The organism is Sphaerisporangium perillae (assembly GCF_023276435.1).
GTDB classification, from domain to species: Bacteria; Actinomycetota; Actinomycetes; order Streptosporangiales; family Streptosporangiaceae; genus Sphaerisporangium; species Sphaerisporangium perillae.
In genome coordinates, this window is sequence record NZ_JALLPO010000010.1 from 108,961 (window position 1) to 125,484 (window position 16,524).

Annotated in this window: 14 protein-coding genes; 1 reads left to right on the forward strand and 13 read right to left on the reverse strand. The window is 71.2% G+C overall.

Going from position 1 to position 16,524, the window contains the following annotated elements; all coding sequences use genetic code 11:
- Positions 1-126: 126 nt before the first annotated feature.
- The gene (locus tag MYF83_RS12025; protein ID WP_248960344.1) at positions 127-996 is read left to right on the forward strand and encodes a 1,4-dihydroxy-2-naphthoate polyprenyltransferase; all 870 of its coding nucleotides are present in this window, start codon (positions 127-129) and stop codon (positions 994-996) included.
- A gap of 186 nt (positions 997-1,182) precedes the next feature.
- On the opposite strand, the gene dapB is transcribed toward MYF83_RS12025, so the two are convergent.
- From dapB to nusA, 13 genes are all read right to left on the reverse strand, one after another.
- The gene (gene dapB, locus MYF83_RS12030; RefSeq protein ID WP_248960345.1) at positions 1,183-1,920 is read right to left on the reverse strand and encodes a 4-hydroxy-tetrahydrodipicolinate reductase; all 738 of its coding nucleotides are present in this window, start codon (positions 1,918-1,920) and stop codon (positions 1,183-1,185) included.
- A gap of 87 nt (positions 1,921-2,007) precedes the next feature.
- Positions 2,008-3,318 (reverse strand): M16 family metallopeptidase, encoded by a 1,311-nt coding sequence (locus tag MYF83_RS12035; RefSeq protein ID WP_248960346.1) that lies wholly within the window; start codon positions 3,316-3,318, stop codon positions 2,008-2,010.
- Positions 3,315-5,648 carry a polyribonucleotide nucleotidyltransferase gene (locus MYF83_RS12040; RefSeq protein ID WP_248960347.1) on the reverse strand — a complete coding sequence of 778 codons (2,334 nt, stop codon included), beginning with the start codon at positions 5,646-5,648 and terminating at the stop codon, positions 3,315-3,317. Before MYF83_RS12040 ends, MYF83_RS12035 begins: the two co-directional genes overlap by 4 nt.
- Before the next feature lie 413 nt (positions 5,649-6,061).
- Positions 6,062-6,331, reverse strand: coding sequence for a 30S ribosomal protein S15 (gene rpsO / locus MYF83_RS12045; RefSeq protein WP_248960348.1), 270 nt, complete (start codon positions 6,329-6,331; stop codon positions 6,062-6,064).
- A gap of 184 nt (positions 6,332-6,515) precedes the next feature.
- Positions 6,516-7,466 carry a bifunctional riboflavin kinase/FAD synthetase gene (locus MYF83_RS12050; RefSeq protein ID WP_248960434.1) on the reverse strand — a complete coding sequence of 317 codons (951 nt, stop codon included), beginning with the start codon at positions 7,464-7,466 and terminating at the stop codon, positions 6,516-6,518.
- A gap of 205 nt (positions 7,467-7,671) precedes the next feature.
- Positions 7,672-8,778, reverse strand: coding sequence for a threonine synthase (locus MYF83_RS12055; RefSeq protein ID WP_248960349.1), 1,107 nt, complete (start codon positions 8,776-8,778; stop codon positions 7,672-7,674).
- Between the two features lie 45 nt (positions 8,779-8,823).
- Positions 8,824-9,807 carry a tRNA pseudouridine(55) synthase TruB gene (gene truB / locus MYF83_RS12060; RefSeq protein ID WP_248960350.1) on the reverse strand — a complete coding sequence of 328 codons (984 nt, stop codon included), beginning with the start codon at positions 9,805-9,807 and terminating at the stop codon, positions 8,824-8,826.
- Positions 9,808-9,855: 48 nt separating this feature from the next.
- The gene (locus tag MYF83_RS12065) at positions 9,856-10,893 is read right to left on the reverse strand and encodes a DHH family phosphoesterase (RefSeq protein ID WP_248960351.1); all 1,038 of its coding nucleotides are present in this window, start codon (positions 10,891-10,893) and stop codon (positions 9,856-9,858) included.
- Entirely contained in the window at positions 10,890-11,390 is a 501-nt protein-coding gene (gene rbfA, locus MYF83_RS12070; protein ID WP_248960435.1) for a 30S ribosome-binding factor RbfA, read from the reverse strand. Before rbfA ends, MYF83_RS12065 begins: the two co-directional genes overlap by 4 nt.
- A 68-nt stretch (positions 11,391-11,458) precedes the next feature.
- The gene (locus MYF83_RS12075; protein ID WP_248960352.1) at positions 11,459-11,758 is read right to left on the reverse strand and encodes a DUF503 domain-containing protein; all 300 of its coding nucleotides are present in this window, start codon (positions 11,756-11,758) and stop codon (positions 11,459-11,461) included.
- A gap of 88 nt (positions 11,759-11,846) precedes the next feature.
- Positions 11,847-15,086, reverse strand: a complete 3,240-nt coding sequence (infB, locus tag MYF83_RS12080) for a translation initiation factor IF-2 (RefSeq protein WP_248960353.1) — start codon at positions 15,084-15,086, stop codon at positions 11,847-11,849.
- 151 nt (positions 15,087-15,237) lie between these two features.
- Positions 15,238-15,549, reverse strand: coding sequence for a YlxR family protein (locus tag MYF83_RS12085; RefSeq protein WP_308201435.1), 312 nt, complete (start codon positions 15,547-15,549; stop codon positions 15,238-15,240).
- Entirely contained in the window at positions 15,515-16,516 is a 1,002-nt protein-coding gene (gene nusA / locus MYF83_RS12090) for a transcription termination factor NusA (RefSeq protein ID WP_248960355.1), read from the reverse strand. Before nusA ends, MYF83_RS12085 begins: the two co-directional genes overlap by 35 nt.
- Positions 16,517-16,524: the final 8 nt, after the last annotated feature.

Here is a 16,524-nt window from a genome sequence, read left to right on the forward strand (position 1 = left end):
GGGGTGGCGGGGGCGCGGGTGGTCATGGGAGGGCTATGAAATAGCCTTCTTAGGCAAATTCCTGGCTGGTCTGCGGGCGGCGTACCGCAGGGGCGGGTCAGGGCCGGACTTGTGGAAGAGGCGACGTTGGCGACACCCGCTCAGTGGCTCGCTGGGGCACGGCCCCGCACCCTCCCCGCGGCGGTGGTTCCCGTCGCCGTCGGTACGGGTGTGGCGATCTCGTACGGCGGAGCGGTCTGGTGGCGGGCTCTGCTGGCCCTGTTCGTATCGCTGGTGCTTCAGGTGGGCGTCAACTACGCCAACGACTACAGCGACGGCGTGCGCGGCACCGACGAGGAGCGGGTCGGCCCGCTGCGGCTCGTCGGCTCGCGCGTCGCGGCCCCGCGGTCGGTACTGCTCGCCGCGCTCGGGTGCTTCCTGGCGGCGGCGGTCGCAGGCCTCGCGCTGGTCGTGGTGACCGGCGCCTGGTGGCTGCTGGCCGTGGGCGCGCTGGCGATCGCCGCCGCGTGGTTCTACACCGGGGGGTCCCGCCCGTACGGCTACCGCGCTCTCGGGGAGATCTCCGTCTTCGTCTTCTTCGGCCTCGTCGCGGTCGCCGGCACGACGTATGTGCAGCTGGAACGCCTGCCGTGGCCCGCGGTCGCGGCGGCCGTGCCGGTGGGGCTGCTGGCGTGCGCGCTGCTCGTGGTGAACAACCTGCGGGACATCGCCACCGACTGCCCGGCGGGCAAGCGCACGCTGGCCGTCGTGCTCGGCGACGCGCGCACCCGTCTCCTCTACGTCGGCTGCCTGCTGGTGCCCTTCGCCATCGCGCTCGCTCTCGCCTTCGTGCGCCCGTTCGCGGCGCTCACCGTGCTGGCGCTGCCGCTCGCGCTCGGCCCGGCCCGGGCGGTGCGCGGCGGCGCGGACGGGCGCGCGCTGATCGCCACGTTGCAGCAGACCGGGCGCCTCCAGCTTGCCTTCGGCCTGCTCTTCACGATCGGTCTCGCCCTCTGAGCCCCATGGGGACTCCGGTCGCCGTCGACCGCGTGCTCTGACAGCCGACCGGCTCCGGCATCGGACGCCCTACGGCCGCCAGGGTCCCTCCAGGGCCGGTCAAAGGTGTCAGCTCACCTCAGGGGCCGGTCGGCTCGCCTCGAGGGTGTACGGCCCGCTCAGGGGCGTCCGGCATCGTTGGCGCCGTCACAGGTCGAGGAGGTGCTCCAGACCGACGGTGAGGCCGGGGAGCTCGCGGACGCGGCGGACGCCGAGGAGGACGCCGGGGGTGAAGGAGGAGCGGCTCATGGTGTCGTGCCGGATGGTGAGGATCTCGCCGTCGCCGCCGAGCAGCACCTCCTGGTGGGCGATCAGACCCGCCAGGCGCACCCCATGGACGCGCACGCCGTCGACGTCGGCGCCGCGGGCTCCCTCCAGCTCGGAGGTGGTGGCGTCGGGCATGGCGCCGAGCCCGGCCTTGCGCCGCGCCTCGGCGACCAGCTCTGCCGTGCGCCGGGCCGTGCCGGAGGGGGCGTCGGCCTTGTTGGGGTGGTGCAGCTCGACGATCTCGACGGAGTCGAAGTAGCGCGCGGCCTGCTGGGCGAAGTGCATCATCAGCACGGCGGCGATGCCGAAGTTGGGGGCGATCAAAGCGTTGACCCCGGGATTGGCGGCGAGCCATTCGCGCACGGTCGCAAGGCGGCCGGCGTCGAAGCCGGTGGTGCCGACCACGGGATGGACGCCGTGCTCGATGCACCATTTGAGGTTGTCCATCACCACGTCGGGGTGGGTGAAGTCGACCACCACCTCGGCGGAGGACAGCGACTCGAGGGGATCGCCGGCGTCGACGGCCGCCACGAGCTCCATGTCGCCGGCCGCGTCGACGGCCTTGCAGACTTCGACACCCACGCGCCCTCGGGCGCCGAGAACTCCAACCCTGATCACGACGCCCAAGCGTACCGCCAAGCGAAGGCCCGGGTCCCGAGGGACCCGGGCCTTCGCGAGGGGCGCACCGGATGTGACCGGAAGAGGTCAGGCGATGAAGGAGGTGAAGTCCTTGTCGCCGTAGGGGCCGATGACCGCGAGGGTCATGGGCTGGGAGAGGATCTCCCTGGCCACCGTGTCGACCTCGCCGGGGGTGACGGCCTCGATGCGGGCCAGCACCTCGTCCACCGGCATCAGCGTGTCGTACACCAGCTCGCTCTTGCCGATGCGCGACATGCGCGAGCCGGTGTCCTCCAGGCCGAGGACGAGACCGCCGCGCATCTGGCCCTTGCCGCGCTCGATCTCCTCCCCGGTGATGCTGTCGGCGACGACCCGGGCGATCTCCTCGCGGCAGATCTTGAGCACGTCGTCGATCTTGGCGGGGAGGCAACCGACGTAGATGCCGAACTGGCCGGTGTCGGCGTACTGGGCCGTGTAGCTGTACGCAGAGTAGGCGAGGCCGCGCTTCTCCCGGATCTCCTGGAAGAGCCGGGACGACATGCCCCCGCCGAGGGCCGCGTTGAGCACGCCCAGGGCGAAGCGCCGGTCGTCGGTGCGCGAGTAGGCGGTGGTGCCGAGGACCAGGTTGGCCTGCTCGGTCGGCCGGTCGACCACGCGCACGCCCGAGCGCGGCTCGGCCCCCGGGCCGGACAGGCGCGGCGCGACCGGCGCCGCGGTGCCGCCCAGGGCGCCCGCCCGCTGGTAGGCGGCGGCCACCAGCTCCACCACCCGCTCGTGGGTGATGTTGCCGCACACCGAGACGACGGTGTGCGGCGGGAGGTAGTACTGCTGGTAGTACTCGGCGATGCGGTCACGCGACAGCTCGTTGATCGACTCAACCGAGCCGAGGATGGGCCGCCCGATGGGGGTGTCGCCGTACAGCTCCGCGGAGAACTGCTCGTGCACGACGTCCGAGGGGTCGTCGTCGTGCATGGCGATCTCCTCGAGGATCACCCCGCGCTCGGACTCGACGTCCTCGGCGGTGACCAGAGAGGAGGTGACGACGTCGGCCAGCACGTCGATGGCCAGCGGGAGATCCTCGTCGAGCACCCGCGCGTAGTAGCAGGTGTACTCCTTGGCGGTGAACGCGTTGATCTCCCCGCCGATGCCCTCGATCGCCGCCGAGATCTCCAGCGCGTCGCGGGTGGGGGTCCCCTTGAACAGCAGGTGCTCGAGGAAGTGGGTGGCCCCCGTGTGCTCGGGGGCCTCGTCACGCGACCCGATGCCGACCCACATGCCGACCGCGACGGAACGCACGGTCGGCATGGTCTCGGTCACCACCCGGAGCCCACCGGGAAGGACGGTGCGCTGCACCACCCCGGCACCGTCCCTGCCGGGGTGCAGAGTGGTGGTCGTCACGAGTTGCGGTCGTCCCGTCCGCCGCGGGTGCGGGAACGGCGCGGCCGGTCGCCGGAACGCTCGCCGCGGTCGCTCCGCTCGCCGCGCTCCTCGCGGGGCTCGGCGTCGGCGCCGGAGTCGTCCTCGTCGTCGGGGCCGCCCTCGGCCTTGGTCGTGGCCTCCTTCTCGATGACCTCGACCGGGACCAGGGACAGCTTGCCGCGCGAGTCGATCTCGGCGATCTCCACCTGGATCTTGTCGCCGACGTTCATGACGTCCTCGACGTTCTCGATGCGCTTGCCGCCGTGCAGCTTGCGGATCTGGGAGACGTGCAGCAGGCCGTCCTTGCCGGGCAGCAGGCTGATGAACGCGCCGAACGCGGCGATCTTGACGACCGTGCCCAGGTAGCGCTCGCCGATCTCCGGCATGTGCGGGTTGGCGATCGAGTTGATCGTGGTCCGCGCGGCCTCGGCCGAAGGGCCGTCCGTCGCGCCGATGTAGATCGTGCCGTCGTCCTCGATCGTGATCTCGGCGCCGGTGTCGTCCTGGATCTGGTTGATCATCTTGCCCTTCGGGCCGATGACCTCGCCGATCTTGTCGACCGGGACCTTGATCGTGATGATGCGCGGCGCGGTCGGGTTCATCTCCGCCGGAGAGTCGATCGCCTCCTGCATCACGTCGAGGATCGCCAGGCGCGCCGCCTTGGCCTGCTTGAGCGCGCCGGCCAGGACCGTCGCGGGGATGCCGTCGAGCTTGGTGTCGAGCTGCAGGGCCGTGATGACGTCACGGGTGCCGGCGACCTTGAAGTCCATGTCGCCCATGGCGTCCTCGGCACCGAGGATGTCGGTCAGCGTGACGAACTGGCCGCCCTCGCCGATGAGGCCCATGGCGATGCCCGCGACCATCTCCTTGAGCGGGACACCCGCGTCCAGGAGCGCCATGGTCGAGGCGCAGACCGAGCCCATGCTCGTCGAGCCGTTGGAGCCGAGCGCCTCCGACACCTGACGGATGGCGTACGGGAACTCCTCGCGGCTCGGCAGCACCGGCACGAGCGCCCGCTCGGCGAGCGCGCCGTGGCCGATCTCGCGGCGCTTGGGCGAGCCCACGCGGCCGGTCTCACCGGTGGAGTAAGGCGGGAAGTTGTAGTTGTGCATGTAACGCTTGGTGCGCTCAGGGTTGAGCGTGTCGATCATCTGCTCCATGCGCAGCATGTTCAGCGTGGTGACGCCCAGGATCTGGGTCTCGCCGCGCTCGAACAGGGCCGAACCGTGCACCCGCGGGACCACCTGGACCTCGGCGCTGAGCTGCCGGATGTCCTTGGTGCCGCGGCCGTCGATGCGGACGCCCTCGCTGATCACGCGCTCGCGCATGAGCTTCTTGGTCAGCGAGCGGAACGCCGCGGAGATCTCCTTCTCACGGCCCTCGAAGTCGGGGCCGAGCTTCTCCAGGGCGAGCGCCTTGACCCGGTCGAGCTCGGTCTCGCGCTCCTTCTTGCCGGCGATCGTGAGCGCGGACGCGAGCTCGCTCTTCACGGCCCCGGCGACGGCCTCGTACACGTCGTCCTGGTAGTCCAGGAAGATCGGGTACTGGGCGGTCTCCTTGGCGGCGACCTGAGCGATCTTGTTCTGCGCCTCGCACAGCACCTTGATGAACGGCTTCGCGGCCTCAAGGCCCTCTGCCACGGTCTCCTCGGTCGGAGCGACCGCGCCATCGGCGACGAGCTTCAGGGTGTCGCGGGTCGACTCGGCCTCGACCATCATGATCGCGACGTCGCCGTCCTCGAGCACCCGGCCCGCGACGACCATGTCGAACGTCGCGCCCTCCAGCTCGGAGTGGGTCGGGAACGCGACCCACTGGCCGTTGATCAGCGCGACGCGCACGCCGCCGATCGGGCCGGAGAACGGCAGGCCCGCGATCTGCGTGGACAGGCTCGCCGCGTTGATCGCCACCACGTCGTACAGGTGGTCGGGGTTGAGCGCCATGATCGTCGCCACGACCTGCACCTCGTTGCGCAGGCCCTTGACGAAGGACGGGCGCAGCGGGCGGTCGATCAGGCGGCAGGTGAGGATGGCGTCCTCGGACGGCCGGCCCTCACGGCGGAAGAACGAGCCGGGGATCCGGCCCGCGGCGTACATCCGCTCCTCGACATCGACGGTGAGCGGGAAGAAGTCCAAGCTCTCCTTGGGATGCTTGGACGCGGTGGTGGCGGACAGGACCATCGTGTCGTCGTCAAGGTAGACGACGGCGCTTCCTGCCGCCTGGCGCGCGAGCCTGCCGGTCTCGAACCGGATGGTACGCGTGCCGAACGAGCCGTTGTCGATCACGGCTTCCGTGCTGTGGACACCCTCCACGGGGGACCTCCTCTTCGGTCGCCCGCGTCCGTGCTGTCATCGCACTCGCTCAGGCACGTGCCGGCCGACCGGGTATCTCGTCGCGGTCGGCTCGCTCGTGCCTGGCTCCGTTATGCCGGCTCCCCGTCATGTGCAGCGCCGGTCTTCGATCGAAGCACCCGGGCTGTGCGGCGTACTCGCCGTCGACATCCGGAAGCCACTACCGAGGACCGGCCCGCAGGCGTCACGGGACGCGCGTTGCTGTGCTGTGCGGACGCGGGGCACTTTCTCGGCTGTTCAGTTGTCGTGCTCGAGGCCAGTTTGCTGAGAAGCGGGGCGCGTCGCGTTAGACGCGCCGACCGGCTTCCTCCATATCTGGGAGGCCTTTGCCCTGATATGGGAGAGGGAGCGGCGCGGAGCCACTCCCTCCCAGACTATCGGCGGAGACCGAGTCGCTCGATCAGGGTGCGATAGCGCGTGATGTCCTTGCTCATGAGGTACTTGAGCAGGCGGCGGCGACGGCCGACCAGCAGCAGCAGCCCTCGGCGGCTGTGGTGGTCGTGCTTGTGGGTCTTGAGGTGCTCGGTGAGCTCGGCGATGCGCTTGCTCAGCAGCGCGATCTGCACCTCGGGGGACCCGGTGTCACCGTCTCCGGTCCCGTACTCGTCGATGATCTGCTTCTTGGCGGCGGTGTCGAGCGACACGGCTCTCCTTTTGCTGTCTACGGGCACACACCAGATGTAGGCCTACGAGCGACCGTGTGTGCCTACAGTCGCCGTAACAGGTCGGCGGGCAGCGCGGAGCGCGCCGGTACCGAGCCGACACGTCAGGCTACCATCGCCGCGGCGGTGGCGGGCTCAATGCGCGAGCGGGCGCCGCTCGCGCCGCTCAGCCGCTCGTGAGGCGGCGGGCCTCGTCGACGTCGCGGCGCATCTGTTCGATCAGCGCCTCGATCGAGTCGAACTTCAGCGTGTCGCGGAGCCGCACCGCGAAGTCGACGACGACGTGGGCCCCGTAGAGGTCGAGGTCGTCCCGGTCGAGGGCGTAGGCCTCGACGGTGCGCTCCACCCCCTCGAACGTCGGGTTGGTGCCGATGGAGATCGCCGCCGGCCACCGGTCACCGTCGTACGGGGAAGGCGACTGGACGCACTCCAGCCAGCCCGCGTAGACGCCGTCGGCGGGGATGGCGGTGCCCGCGGGCGACTCGACGTTGGCCGTGGGGAAGCCCAGGAGGCTCCTGCCGCGCTGGTGGCCGCGCACGACCACGCCCTCGACGCGGTGCGGCCGGCCGAGCGCCACCGAGGCCGCCTCGACGTCACCCGCCGCGAGCTTCTCGCGTATCAGGCTGGAGGAGATCGTCTCGCCATCGCTCACCAGCGGGACCCCTTCGGCCACGAAGTCGTACTTCTCGCCGAGCTGGCGGAGCGTCTCGACGTCGCCCGCCGCCTTGTGGCCGAACCGGAAGTTCTCCCCCACCACGACTCCGGCGGCGTGCAGCCGGTCGACGAGCACCGCCTGGACGAACTCGTCGGGGGTCATGCGGGAGAACTCCAGCGTGAACGGCAGCACGCACACCGCGTCGACGCCCAGCGCGCCCAGCAGCTCGGTGCGGTGGTGCGCCGTGGTCAGCCGGGGAGGATGGCTGCCCGGCCGGACCACCTCGTCCGGGTGGGGGTCGAAAGTGATCACCACGGAGGAAAGGCCCAGGTCCGCCGCCATCGCGACGGCACGTTCGACCATGCGCTGATGACCTTGGTGCACACCGTCGAACACCCCGATCGTGATGACGGACCTGCCCCAGTCTCCGGGCACGTCGTCGAGTCCGTGCCAGCCCTGCACCTCGACCTCGTTCCTGTGCTGATGGTCACGCTCACCCAAGCCTGCCATGCGGGACGGTTTTCCCCGCACGGGGATGAGGGTAGCCCAGCGGGAGCCGTGCCGGGCGACGCCCCCCGGCTCCCGGCGTTCCCGGTCCGGCGCCGGAACGCCTTCCCCGGCGGCTTTCCCGGCCTGGACACCACAGGCCGCGGGGCGCCGGCCGCGGTCACAGGGACGCTTTGAGCCCCGAACCGCAGAGGGGCGCCACGATCTCCCCCTCGGCGTACGGGGAGCCTTCGGAGCGCAGCCGGCGCACGGCGGCGTAGGCGACCGCGCCCGTCGGCTCCACCCACAGCCCTCGCGCGGCCAGGGAGGCGTGGGAGCGCGCCACCTCCTCCTCCGACACGGTGACGACGGTGCCGCCGGTCTCGCGGACGGCCCGCAGCATGTGGGCGCCCCGGGCGGGCGCGGCGATGGCGATGCCCTCGGCGACCGTCGGCTCCGGCGCCACCGGTGCCACCTCCTCACGGCCCGCCGCGAACGCCGCGGCGAGCGGGGCGCACCGCTCGGCCTGGACGGCCACGATGCGCGGGAGCCGGTCGACGAGCCCGGCCGCGCGCAGCCCGGCGAAGCCGAGATAGGCGCCGAGCACCAGCGTGCCGTTGCCCGCGGGCAGCACCAAGGTCGCGGGAGCGGTACCACCGAGCTGCTCGAACACCTCGAGGGCGTAGGTCTTGGTGCCCTCGTAGAAGTAGGGGTTGTAGACGTGGCTGGCATAGAAGGCGCCGGTGGCCTCCACCCGGCCGGCGGCGGCCGCGGCGGTGTCCTTCCGCGAGCCGTCGACCACGGTCACCTCGGCGCCGTGCCCCCTGATCTGGAGGAGCTTCTTCTCGCTCGTGCCGGCCGGCACGAAGATCTCGGCGGGCAGGCCCGCGCGGGCCGCGTACGCCGCGACGGCCGTCCCGGCGTTGCCGCTGCTGTCGGCCACCAGCCGCGAGGCTCCAAGCAGGCGGGCGAGGGCCACCAGCATGACCGCGCCCCGGTCCTTGAAGGAGCCCGTGGGCGAGGCGTACTCCAGCTTGAGACGCACGCCGGGCTCCCCGTCCAGGGACGCGTCGACCAGCGGCGTCATCCCCTCACCGAGGCTCAGCTCGCGGCCGGGCACGGCGATGGCGTCCCGGTAACGCCACAGCGAATGGTCCCCCGCCCGGGGATTCCACACCAGCGGGCCGGCCGGAAGGTCGAGCAGCCCTCCGCAGTCGCACCTCCATCGCTCCGCCGAGGGCGCGTAGGAGCGCCCGCAGGAGCACTGGTAGTTCGGCAGGCCGGACATCGTGGATCCCTTCCAGACACCGAGACGCCGGGGCAGGGCGCCCCGCTAAGGAACGAACACGGCCAGGGGCTTGGCGGTCCTGCCGTGCTCCTCGACCAGGGCCAGCAGGGTGCCGTCGGGGCCGAAGACGCCGATCGGCCCGCTCCCGAGGCCCGCCGAGGGCAGCCGGCCGCCGTGGGCGACCAGCTTGGCCTGGTCCTCCGGCACGTCCATGCGCGGGAACGCCGCCGCGACCGCCTCGGCGATCGGCAGGATGGCGCAGTCCTCCGCGAGCTGGTCGATGGTGCGGGCCCCGGCCAGGTCGTACGGGCCGACGCGCGTGCGGCGCAGGGCGGTGAGGTGGCCGCCGACGCCGAGCGCCGCCCCGAGGTCACGGGCCAGGGAACGGATGTAGGTGCCGCTGGAACACCTCACCGAGGCGTCGAACTCGACGGCGTCGCCCGCACGCCGGATGGCGGTGACGTCGAACGCGTGGACGGTCACCGGCCGGGCCTGGAGCTCGACCTCCTCACCCGCCCTGGCCCGCTTGTAGGCGCGCTCGCCGTTCACCTTGATGGCGCTGACCTGCGGCGGGACCTGCATGATGGGCCCGGTGAGCGCGGCCACGCCCTTGCGGATCGCCTCGTCGGTCACCTGGCCCGCCGGGATCTCGGCGAGCGGCTCGCCCTCGGCGTCGTCGGTGGTGGTCGTCATGCCGAGCCGGATCGTGGCGTCGTAGCCCTTCTCCGTGAGCGCCAGATGGCCGAGCAGCCGGGTGGCCTTCTCGACGCCGATCACCAGCACTCCGGTGGCCATCGGGTCGAGCGTGCCGGCATGGCCCACCCGGCGGGTGCCCGCCAGGCGTCGCATCTTGCCGACCACGTCGTGGGAGGTCCAGCCCGCGGGCTTGTCCACGATGATCAGCCCGCTGGGCGGCGCGGGACGTCTCGCGCGCGCCCCGCCGCCCGCCGGGCCGCCACGAGAGCCGCCGGGCGCGGTGCCGGGCGTGCCACCTGCCGGGCCTTCGGTCTCACTGCCCGCCGTACTCATCGGCACATCCTCGAAGATCTCATCCGCGGGGTCACGGGAACGAACGGGTCAGGTGGAGGGGCCGAGGAGGGCGCTGAGCTTCGCGATGGTCTCCTCCGGGGAGTCGTGCGAGGTGAACCCCGCCGCGCGGACGTGGCCGCCGCCGCCCAGGGCCGTGCAGGCCCGGCCAACGTCCGCCCCGCCCTTGGAGCGCGTGGAGACCTGCCAGGACCCCTCGTCGTCCTCCTTGAGCACGACCGCGATGTCGGGCTCGTCGGTGCGGCGGATCACGTCGATGATCCCCTCGCACTCCTCGTACGGCAGGCAGTACGCGGCGCGGTCGGCGCGGGTCACGTAGGTCCACACCATGCCGAGCCCGCCGGCGGCCCGCTCGTCGAGCGTGACCCTGCCGAGGACCGCGCCGAGGAGCTTCAGGTAGCAGAACGGAGAACGGTCCCACAGCTCGCGGGCGATCTCGTCGGTGCGCAGGCCGGTCGCCACCAGCCTCGCCGCCATCTCGTGCACGGCGGCGGTGGTGGAGGAGTGCTTGAAGGACCCGGTGTCGGTGACCAGGCCGGTGTACAGGCAGGTCGCGATGTCGCGGTCGACCTCGTAGCCCAGCCGCGCCAGCAACTGCTCCACCAGCATGGACGTCGACGCGGCGGACGGGTCGACGATGGGGACGGTGCCGAACCCGGTGTTGGAGGGATGGTGGTCCACGACGATCAGTTCCTTGGCCTTGCCCGCGTTGGGCGTGAGCAGGCCGAGGCGGTCGATCGTGGGGACGTCGAAGCTCACCATCAGGCCGGGCTCCGCCGGGTAGGCCGCAGGCTCGACCAGCAGTTCCTGCCCGGGAAGGAAGCGCAGCAGGCGCGGCACGGCGAAGTGGCGGTCGCCGAACGACGCGACCACCCGCTTGCCCGCCCGGCGCAGCGCCATGCCTAGGCCGAGCATCGAGCCGAGTGCGTCGCCGTCGGGGGTGACGTGGCAGATCAGCGCCACCTCGTCCGCGTCCCGGAGGAGGTCGGCGGCCCGGCGCCAGTCATCCTCCCGCACCGCCGGCGCGGCGGCGGGAGGCTGGGTGTGCGGTCGTGGGTCGGACGTCACTGCGCGAAACGCCCCGCCCGGTCGTGCGCCTCGGCGCCGATCTCTCCCACCGCCTCGTCCTCGCCCTCGTGGTCCTCCTCGCCGGGCTTGCGGTAGGGGTCGGGCTCGCCGGCATGGACGGCGTTCTCGGCCTTCTTCGCGATCTCCTCGTCACGGGCCCTGGCCTCGGCGAGCAGCCCGTCGAGGTGGCGCGCGCTGTCGGGCAGGGGGTCGTGGCTGAAGGTCAGCGTCGGGGTGAACCGGACACCCGTCTGGCGTCCCACCTCCGCGCGGATGATGCCCTTGGCACTCTCCAGGGCGGCGGCGGTGTCGGCTCGCTCGGCCTCGGAGCCGAACACGGTGTAGAAGACCGTCGCGTCACGGAGATCACCGGTGATCTTCGTGTCGGTGACCGTCACGAAGCCGAGGCGGGGATCCTTGATCCGCCGTTCCAGCATCTCGGCGACAATCTGCTGAATGCGGTCCGCAAGTTTACGGGCGCGTGCTGCGTCCACGATCGCGCTCCCCCTCTTTGCTCGCTTTACTCGCTTAACGGTCTGCGGGAAGCCCGGCTTCCCGCAGGCCCCTAATCTTCGTCCTCGTTGAAGAGTCGTCGCCTCGCGGACAGCAGCTCGATTTCCGGATGGAAGGCGACCAGCCGCTCGCAGGCCTCGAGCACCTCACCGCAGTTGACGGCGGTCGCCGACACCACGGCGACGCCGATCTCGGTGCGGCGGTGGAGGTCGAGATGGCCGGTCTCGGCCACCGCGACCGCTGGGAACCGGCGGCGCACCTCGGCGATGAGAGGGCGCACCACAGAGCGCTTCTGCTTCAGCGAATGCACGTCGCCCAGCAGGATGTCCAGAGTCAGAGCACCTATGTACATGGCTGTCGCCACGGGCCGGGGGTGAAGGAAGGCGGGGGTGTTCGTGGGACGGACCCACGAACACCCGCCGCCGTGCTTCCTCGCACCGTCAGGCGCGCGGCTTCTCCCGCATCTCGAACGTCTCGATGACGTCGTCGATCTTGATGTCGCTGTATCCGAGACCGATACCACACTCGAAGCCCTCGCGGACCTCGGTCGCGTCGTCCTTGAAGCGGCGCAGCGACGAAACAGTGAGGTTGTCGGCCACGACGACACCGTCGCGGATGATCCGGGCCTTGCTGTTGCGGGTGATCGTGCCCGAGCGGACCAGACAGCCCGCCACGTTGCCGATCTTCGGGACCTTGAAGACCTCGCGGACTTCGGCGGTGCCCGTCTGGGCCTCCTCGAACTCCGGCTTCAGCATGCCCTTGAGGGCCGCCTCGATCTCCTCGATCGCCTGGTAGATGACCGAGTAGTAGCGGATGTCGACGCCCTCGCGCTCGGCCAGGTCGCGCGCCCGGACCTCGGGTCGCACGTTGAAGCCGATGATGACGGCGTTGTCGTCCGCGATCGCCAGGTTGACGTCGTACTCGGTGATCGCGCCGACCGCACGGTGGAGCACCCGCAGGCGCACCTCCTCGCCGACATCGATCTTGAGCAGCGCATCCTCGAGGGCCTCCACGGAACCGGAGACGTCACCCTTGATGATGAGCTTGAGCTCGTCGACCTTGCCCTTCTCCATGTCGCTGAAGAGCTCTTCGAGCGTGCGACGGCGGCTGGACCTCGCCATGTCGGCGATGCGCTGCCGGGCCGCCCGCTGCTGGGCGATCTGGCGGGCCATCCGGTCGTCGGTGACGACGATGAAGTTGTCACCGGCGCTCGGCACGGCCGTGAGACCCAGCACCAGGACCGGACGCGACGGGTCGGCCTCGGTGACCTGCTCGCCGCTGTCGTCCAGCATCGCCCGGACGCGGCCGAAGGCCTCGCCACAGACGATCGAGTCGCCGACCCGGAGCGTGCCGCGCTGCACGAGCACGGTCGCCACGGGGCCACGGCCCTTGTCCAGGTGGGCTTCGATCGCGATGCCCTGGGCGTCCATCGTCGGGTTCGCCCGAAGGTCGAGCTCGGCGTCGGCCGTCAGCAGGATCGCCTCGAGCAGGTCGTCGATGCCGAGACCCTCCTTGGCGGAGATGTCGACGAACATCGTCGAGCCGCCGTACTCCTCGGCCACCAGACCGTACTCGGTGAGCTGGGCCCGCACCTTCGTCGGGTCCGCGCCCTCCTTGTCGATCTTGTTGACCGCGACCACCACGGGGACCTCCGCCGCGTGGGCGTGGTTGAGGGCCTCGATGGTCTGCGGCTTCACACCGTCGTCGGCGGCGACCACCAGCACGGCGATGTCGGTCGCCTGGGCACCACGGGCACGCATGGCGGTGAACGCCTCGTGACCCGGGGTGTCGATGAAGGTGATCTTCCGATCCTGGCCTTCGTGCTCGGTGGCGACCTGGTAGGCACCGATGTGCTGGGTGATGCCACCGGCCTCACGGGCCACGACGTTGGTGTTGCGGATCGCGTCGAGCAGCTTGGTCTTACCGTGGTCGACGTGACCCATGACGGTCACGACCGGCGGACGCGGCGCGAGATCGCTCTCGTCGCCCTCGTCCTCGCCGAACTCGATGTCGAAGGCCTCGAGAAGCTCGCGGTCCTCCTCCTCCGGGCTGACGACCTGGATGGCGTAGTTGAGCTCGGCACCCAGCAGCTGCAGGGTCTCCTCGTTCACCGACTGGGTGGCGGTCACCATCTCGCCGAGGTGCAGCATGATCTGCACCAGCGACGCGGGGTTCGCACCGATCTTGTCGGCGAAGTCGGACAGCGAGGCTCCACGCGGGAGGCGCAGGGTCTGGCCCGTGCCACGGGGGACCTGCACGCCGCCGATCGAAGGCGCCTGCATGTTGTCGAACTCTTGACGCCTCTGGCGCTTGGACTTGCGGCCACGCGTCGGACGGCCGCCGGGACGCCCGAAGGCACCCGCCGTGCCACCACGGCCACGAGCGCCGCCGCCACCGGGACGACCGGCGAAACCACCGCCGCCGCCGCCACCACCGGCACCCGCGCCGGCGCCGCCGGGACGGCCACCGGTGCCCGTGCGGGGGCCGCTGAAGCCGCCGCCGCCACCGGGACGGCCCGCGCCGCCACCGCCGCCACCGGGACGGCCACCGCCACCGCCGGGACGGCCACCGCCGCCACCGGGACGACCGGCGCCGCCACCGCCACCCTGGCCGGGACCGGCCGGGCGGGAAGGCATCATCATCGGGTTCGGACGCGGACCACCGGGACGGGGGCCACCCGCACCGGGACCGGGACGCGGACCGCCGGCGCCGGGACCCGGACGCGGACCGGCCGCACCGGGAGGCCCGGAACGCGCACCGGGGGGACGCGGCATCGCGCCATCGCGGGGACCCTCACGGCGAGGCTCGCGAGGACCGGCGCCGTCACGGCGCGGCTCGCGGGGACCGGCGTCACGAGGAGCGCCGTCACGGCCGGGAGGGGCACCGCCCTCGCGGCCCGGACGCGCCGGACGCTGGCCCATGCCGCTCGCGTTGGACGAGAACGGGTTGTTGCCCGGACGCGGGCCACGCGGGCCCGGCTTGGGACCTCCGGGACGCGGGGCGCCGCCCGACGCCGGAGCGCCGGAACGCGGACCCGCCGGAGCGCCACCGGGCGCACCGGCGCCGGGCGCCGAAGAGGCCGCCGGACGCTGGGCCGGACCGGGCCGGGGCCCCGGCCTCGGGCCGGAACCGGGACGCGCACCAGGCGAGGCCGGGCGTGTGTCGGAACGAGGGGCCTCGAACCGGGGCGCCTCGGACCGCGGCAGGTCAGGACGCGGCGTCACGGGGCGCTCGGCCTCGGGACGGGCGGCCTCAGGCTGGGCGGCCTCGGCGCGAGCGGCCTCGGGACGCGGAGCCGCCGGACGGGTGTCCTCCTGCGGAGGCTGGTTGACATGGGGCATCGGAACGGGCGGACGCGGCGCGACGTTCGCGGGACCGGGTCGTGGACCCGGCTTCGGGCCGGGACCCGGCCTCGGAACCGTCTGGCCTGGCGCCGCCGCGCCGTTGCCGGCCTGGCTCTGTGCCGGCCGGGGGGACGCCTTCGGCGCCCTGGACGACCTGTCGCCGCCCCTGGAATCGGAGGACCCCTTGAGGGCCTCCGTAAGCTTGCGGACCACCGGCGCTTCTATCGTTGAAGACGCCGATCGCACGAACTCGCCCATTTCTTGGAGCTTGGCCATCACGACCTTGCTCTCTACTCCGAACTCCTTGGCGAGCTCGTAGACTCGGACCTTCGCCACTGCACTCCCTAACTCGGCCCGGGAGGCTGTGCCGCCGGACCGTCGCTACCTAGACGTACTCATCGCCGCATGCTCATCAGGCGCTCATCGCTATCTGACCCGCCTATCGACTCGGCGTCCTACATGACAGTTGGTAACCATTCACCCGGTCCTACTCGGCGTCAAGCCCCGCAAGATGAGCTCGAAGACGCGCCACGTCGAGCGGTCCCGCGACACGGAACGAGCGCGGAAACGCCCGGCGACGCTCGGCGAGCTCCAGGCAACTCAGGGCCGGATGTACATAAGCACCACGACCCTGCAGCCGTCCTCGCTGGTCAGGAATGATCTCACTCCCGACCACCACCAGGCGGAGCAGCTCGGACTTTACCGTGCGAACCCGGCAGCCCACGCATGTTCTCAGCGGGACCGCCCGGCCACCGTAATCCAGCTTACCTTGTGGAGGCATCGGCGGGACCGACCGCATCCCCCGCCGCGGTCGTCTGCGTATCGGGACGGATGTCAATGCGCCATCCGGTGAGACGAGCGGCGAGCCGGGCGTTCTGCCCTTCCTTGCCGATCGCGAGGGAGAGCTGGTAGTCGGGCACGGTGACCCGGGCGACACGACCTTCGAGGTCGATCACCTCGACATGTGAAACCCGCGCGGGCGACAAAGCATTCCCGACGAACTCCGCGGGATCGTCCGACCAGTCGATGATGTCGATCTTCTCGCCGTGCAGCTCGGTCATCACGTTGCGCACCCGCGACCCCATCGGGCCGATGCACGCGCCCTTGGCGTTGACGCCGCCTCGGCGCGAGCGGACCGCGATCTTGGTACGGTGACCCGCCTCGCGCGCGATGGCGGCGATCTCCACCGTGCCGTCGGCGATCTCGGGGACCTCCAGGGCGAAGAGCTTCTTCACCAGGTTCGGATGGGTGCGCGACAGGGTGACCGACGGCCCCTTGTGCCCCTTCTTCACCTGCACGACGTAGCAGCGCAGCCGCTCGCCGTGGATGTACTCCTCGCCGGGCACCTGCTCGTTGTGCGGCAGGATGGCCTCGATCTTGCCGAGGTCGACCAGCACGACCCGGGGATCCTTGCCCTGCTGGATCACCCCGGCGACCAGCTCGCCCTCGCGGCTGGCGAACTCGCCGAAGTTGATCTCGTCCTCGGCGTCCCTGAGCTGCTGGAGGATCACCTGCTTGGCCGTGGTCGCCGCGATGCGGCTGAAGTTGCCGGGGGTGTCCTCGTACTCCCTGACGACGCGTCCCTCGTCGTCGAGCTCGGCTGCGTAGATCATCACGTGCCCGGAGGTGCGGTCGAGCTCCGCACGCGCCTTGGCGGCCGCACCCTCGGTGCGGAAGTACGCGATCAGCAATGCGTCCTCGATCGCCTTGACGACCAGGTCGAAGGAGATGTCCTTCTCCCGCTCCAGGCTGCGCAGGACGCTCATGTCAATGT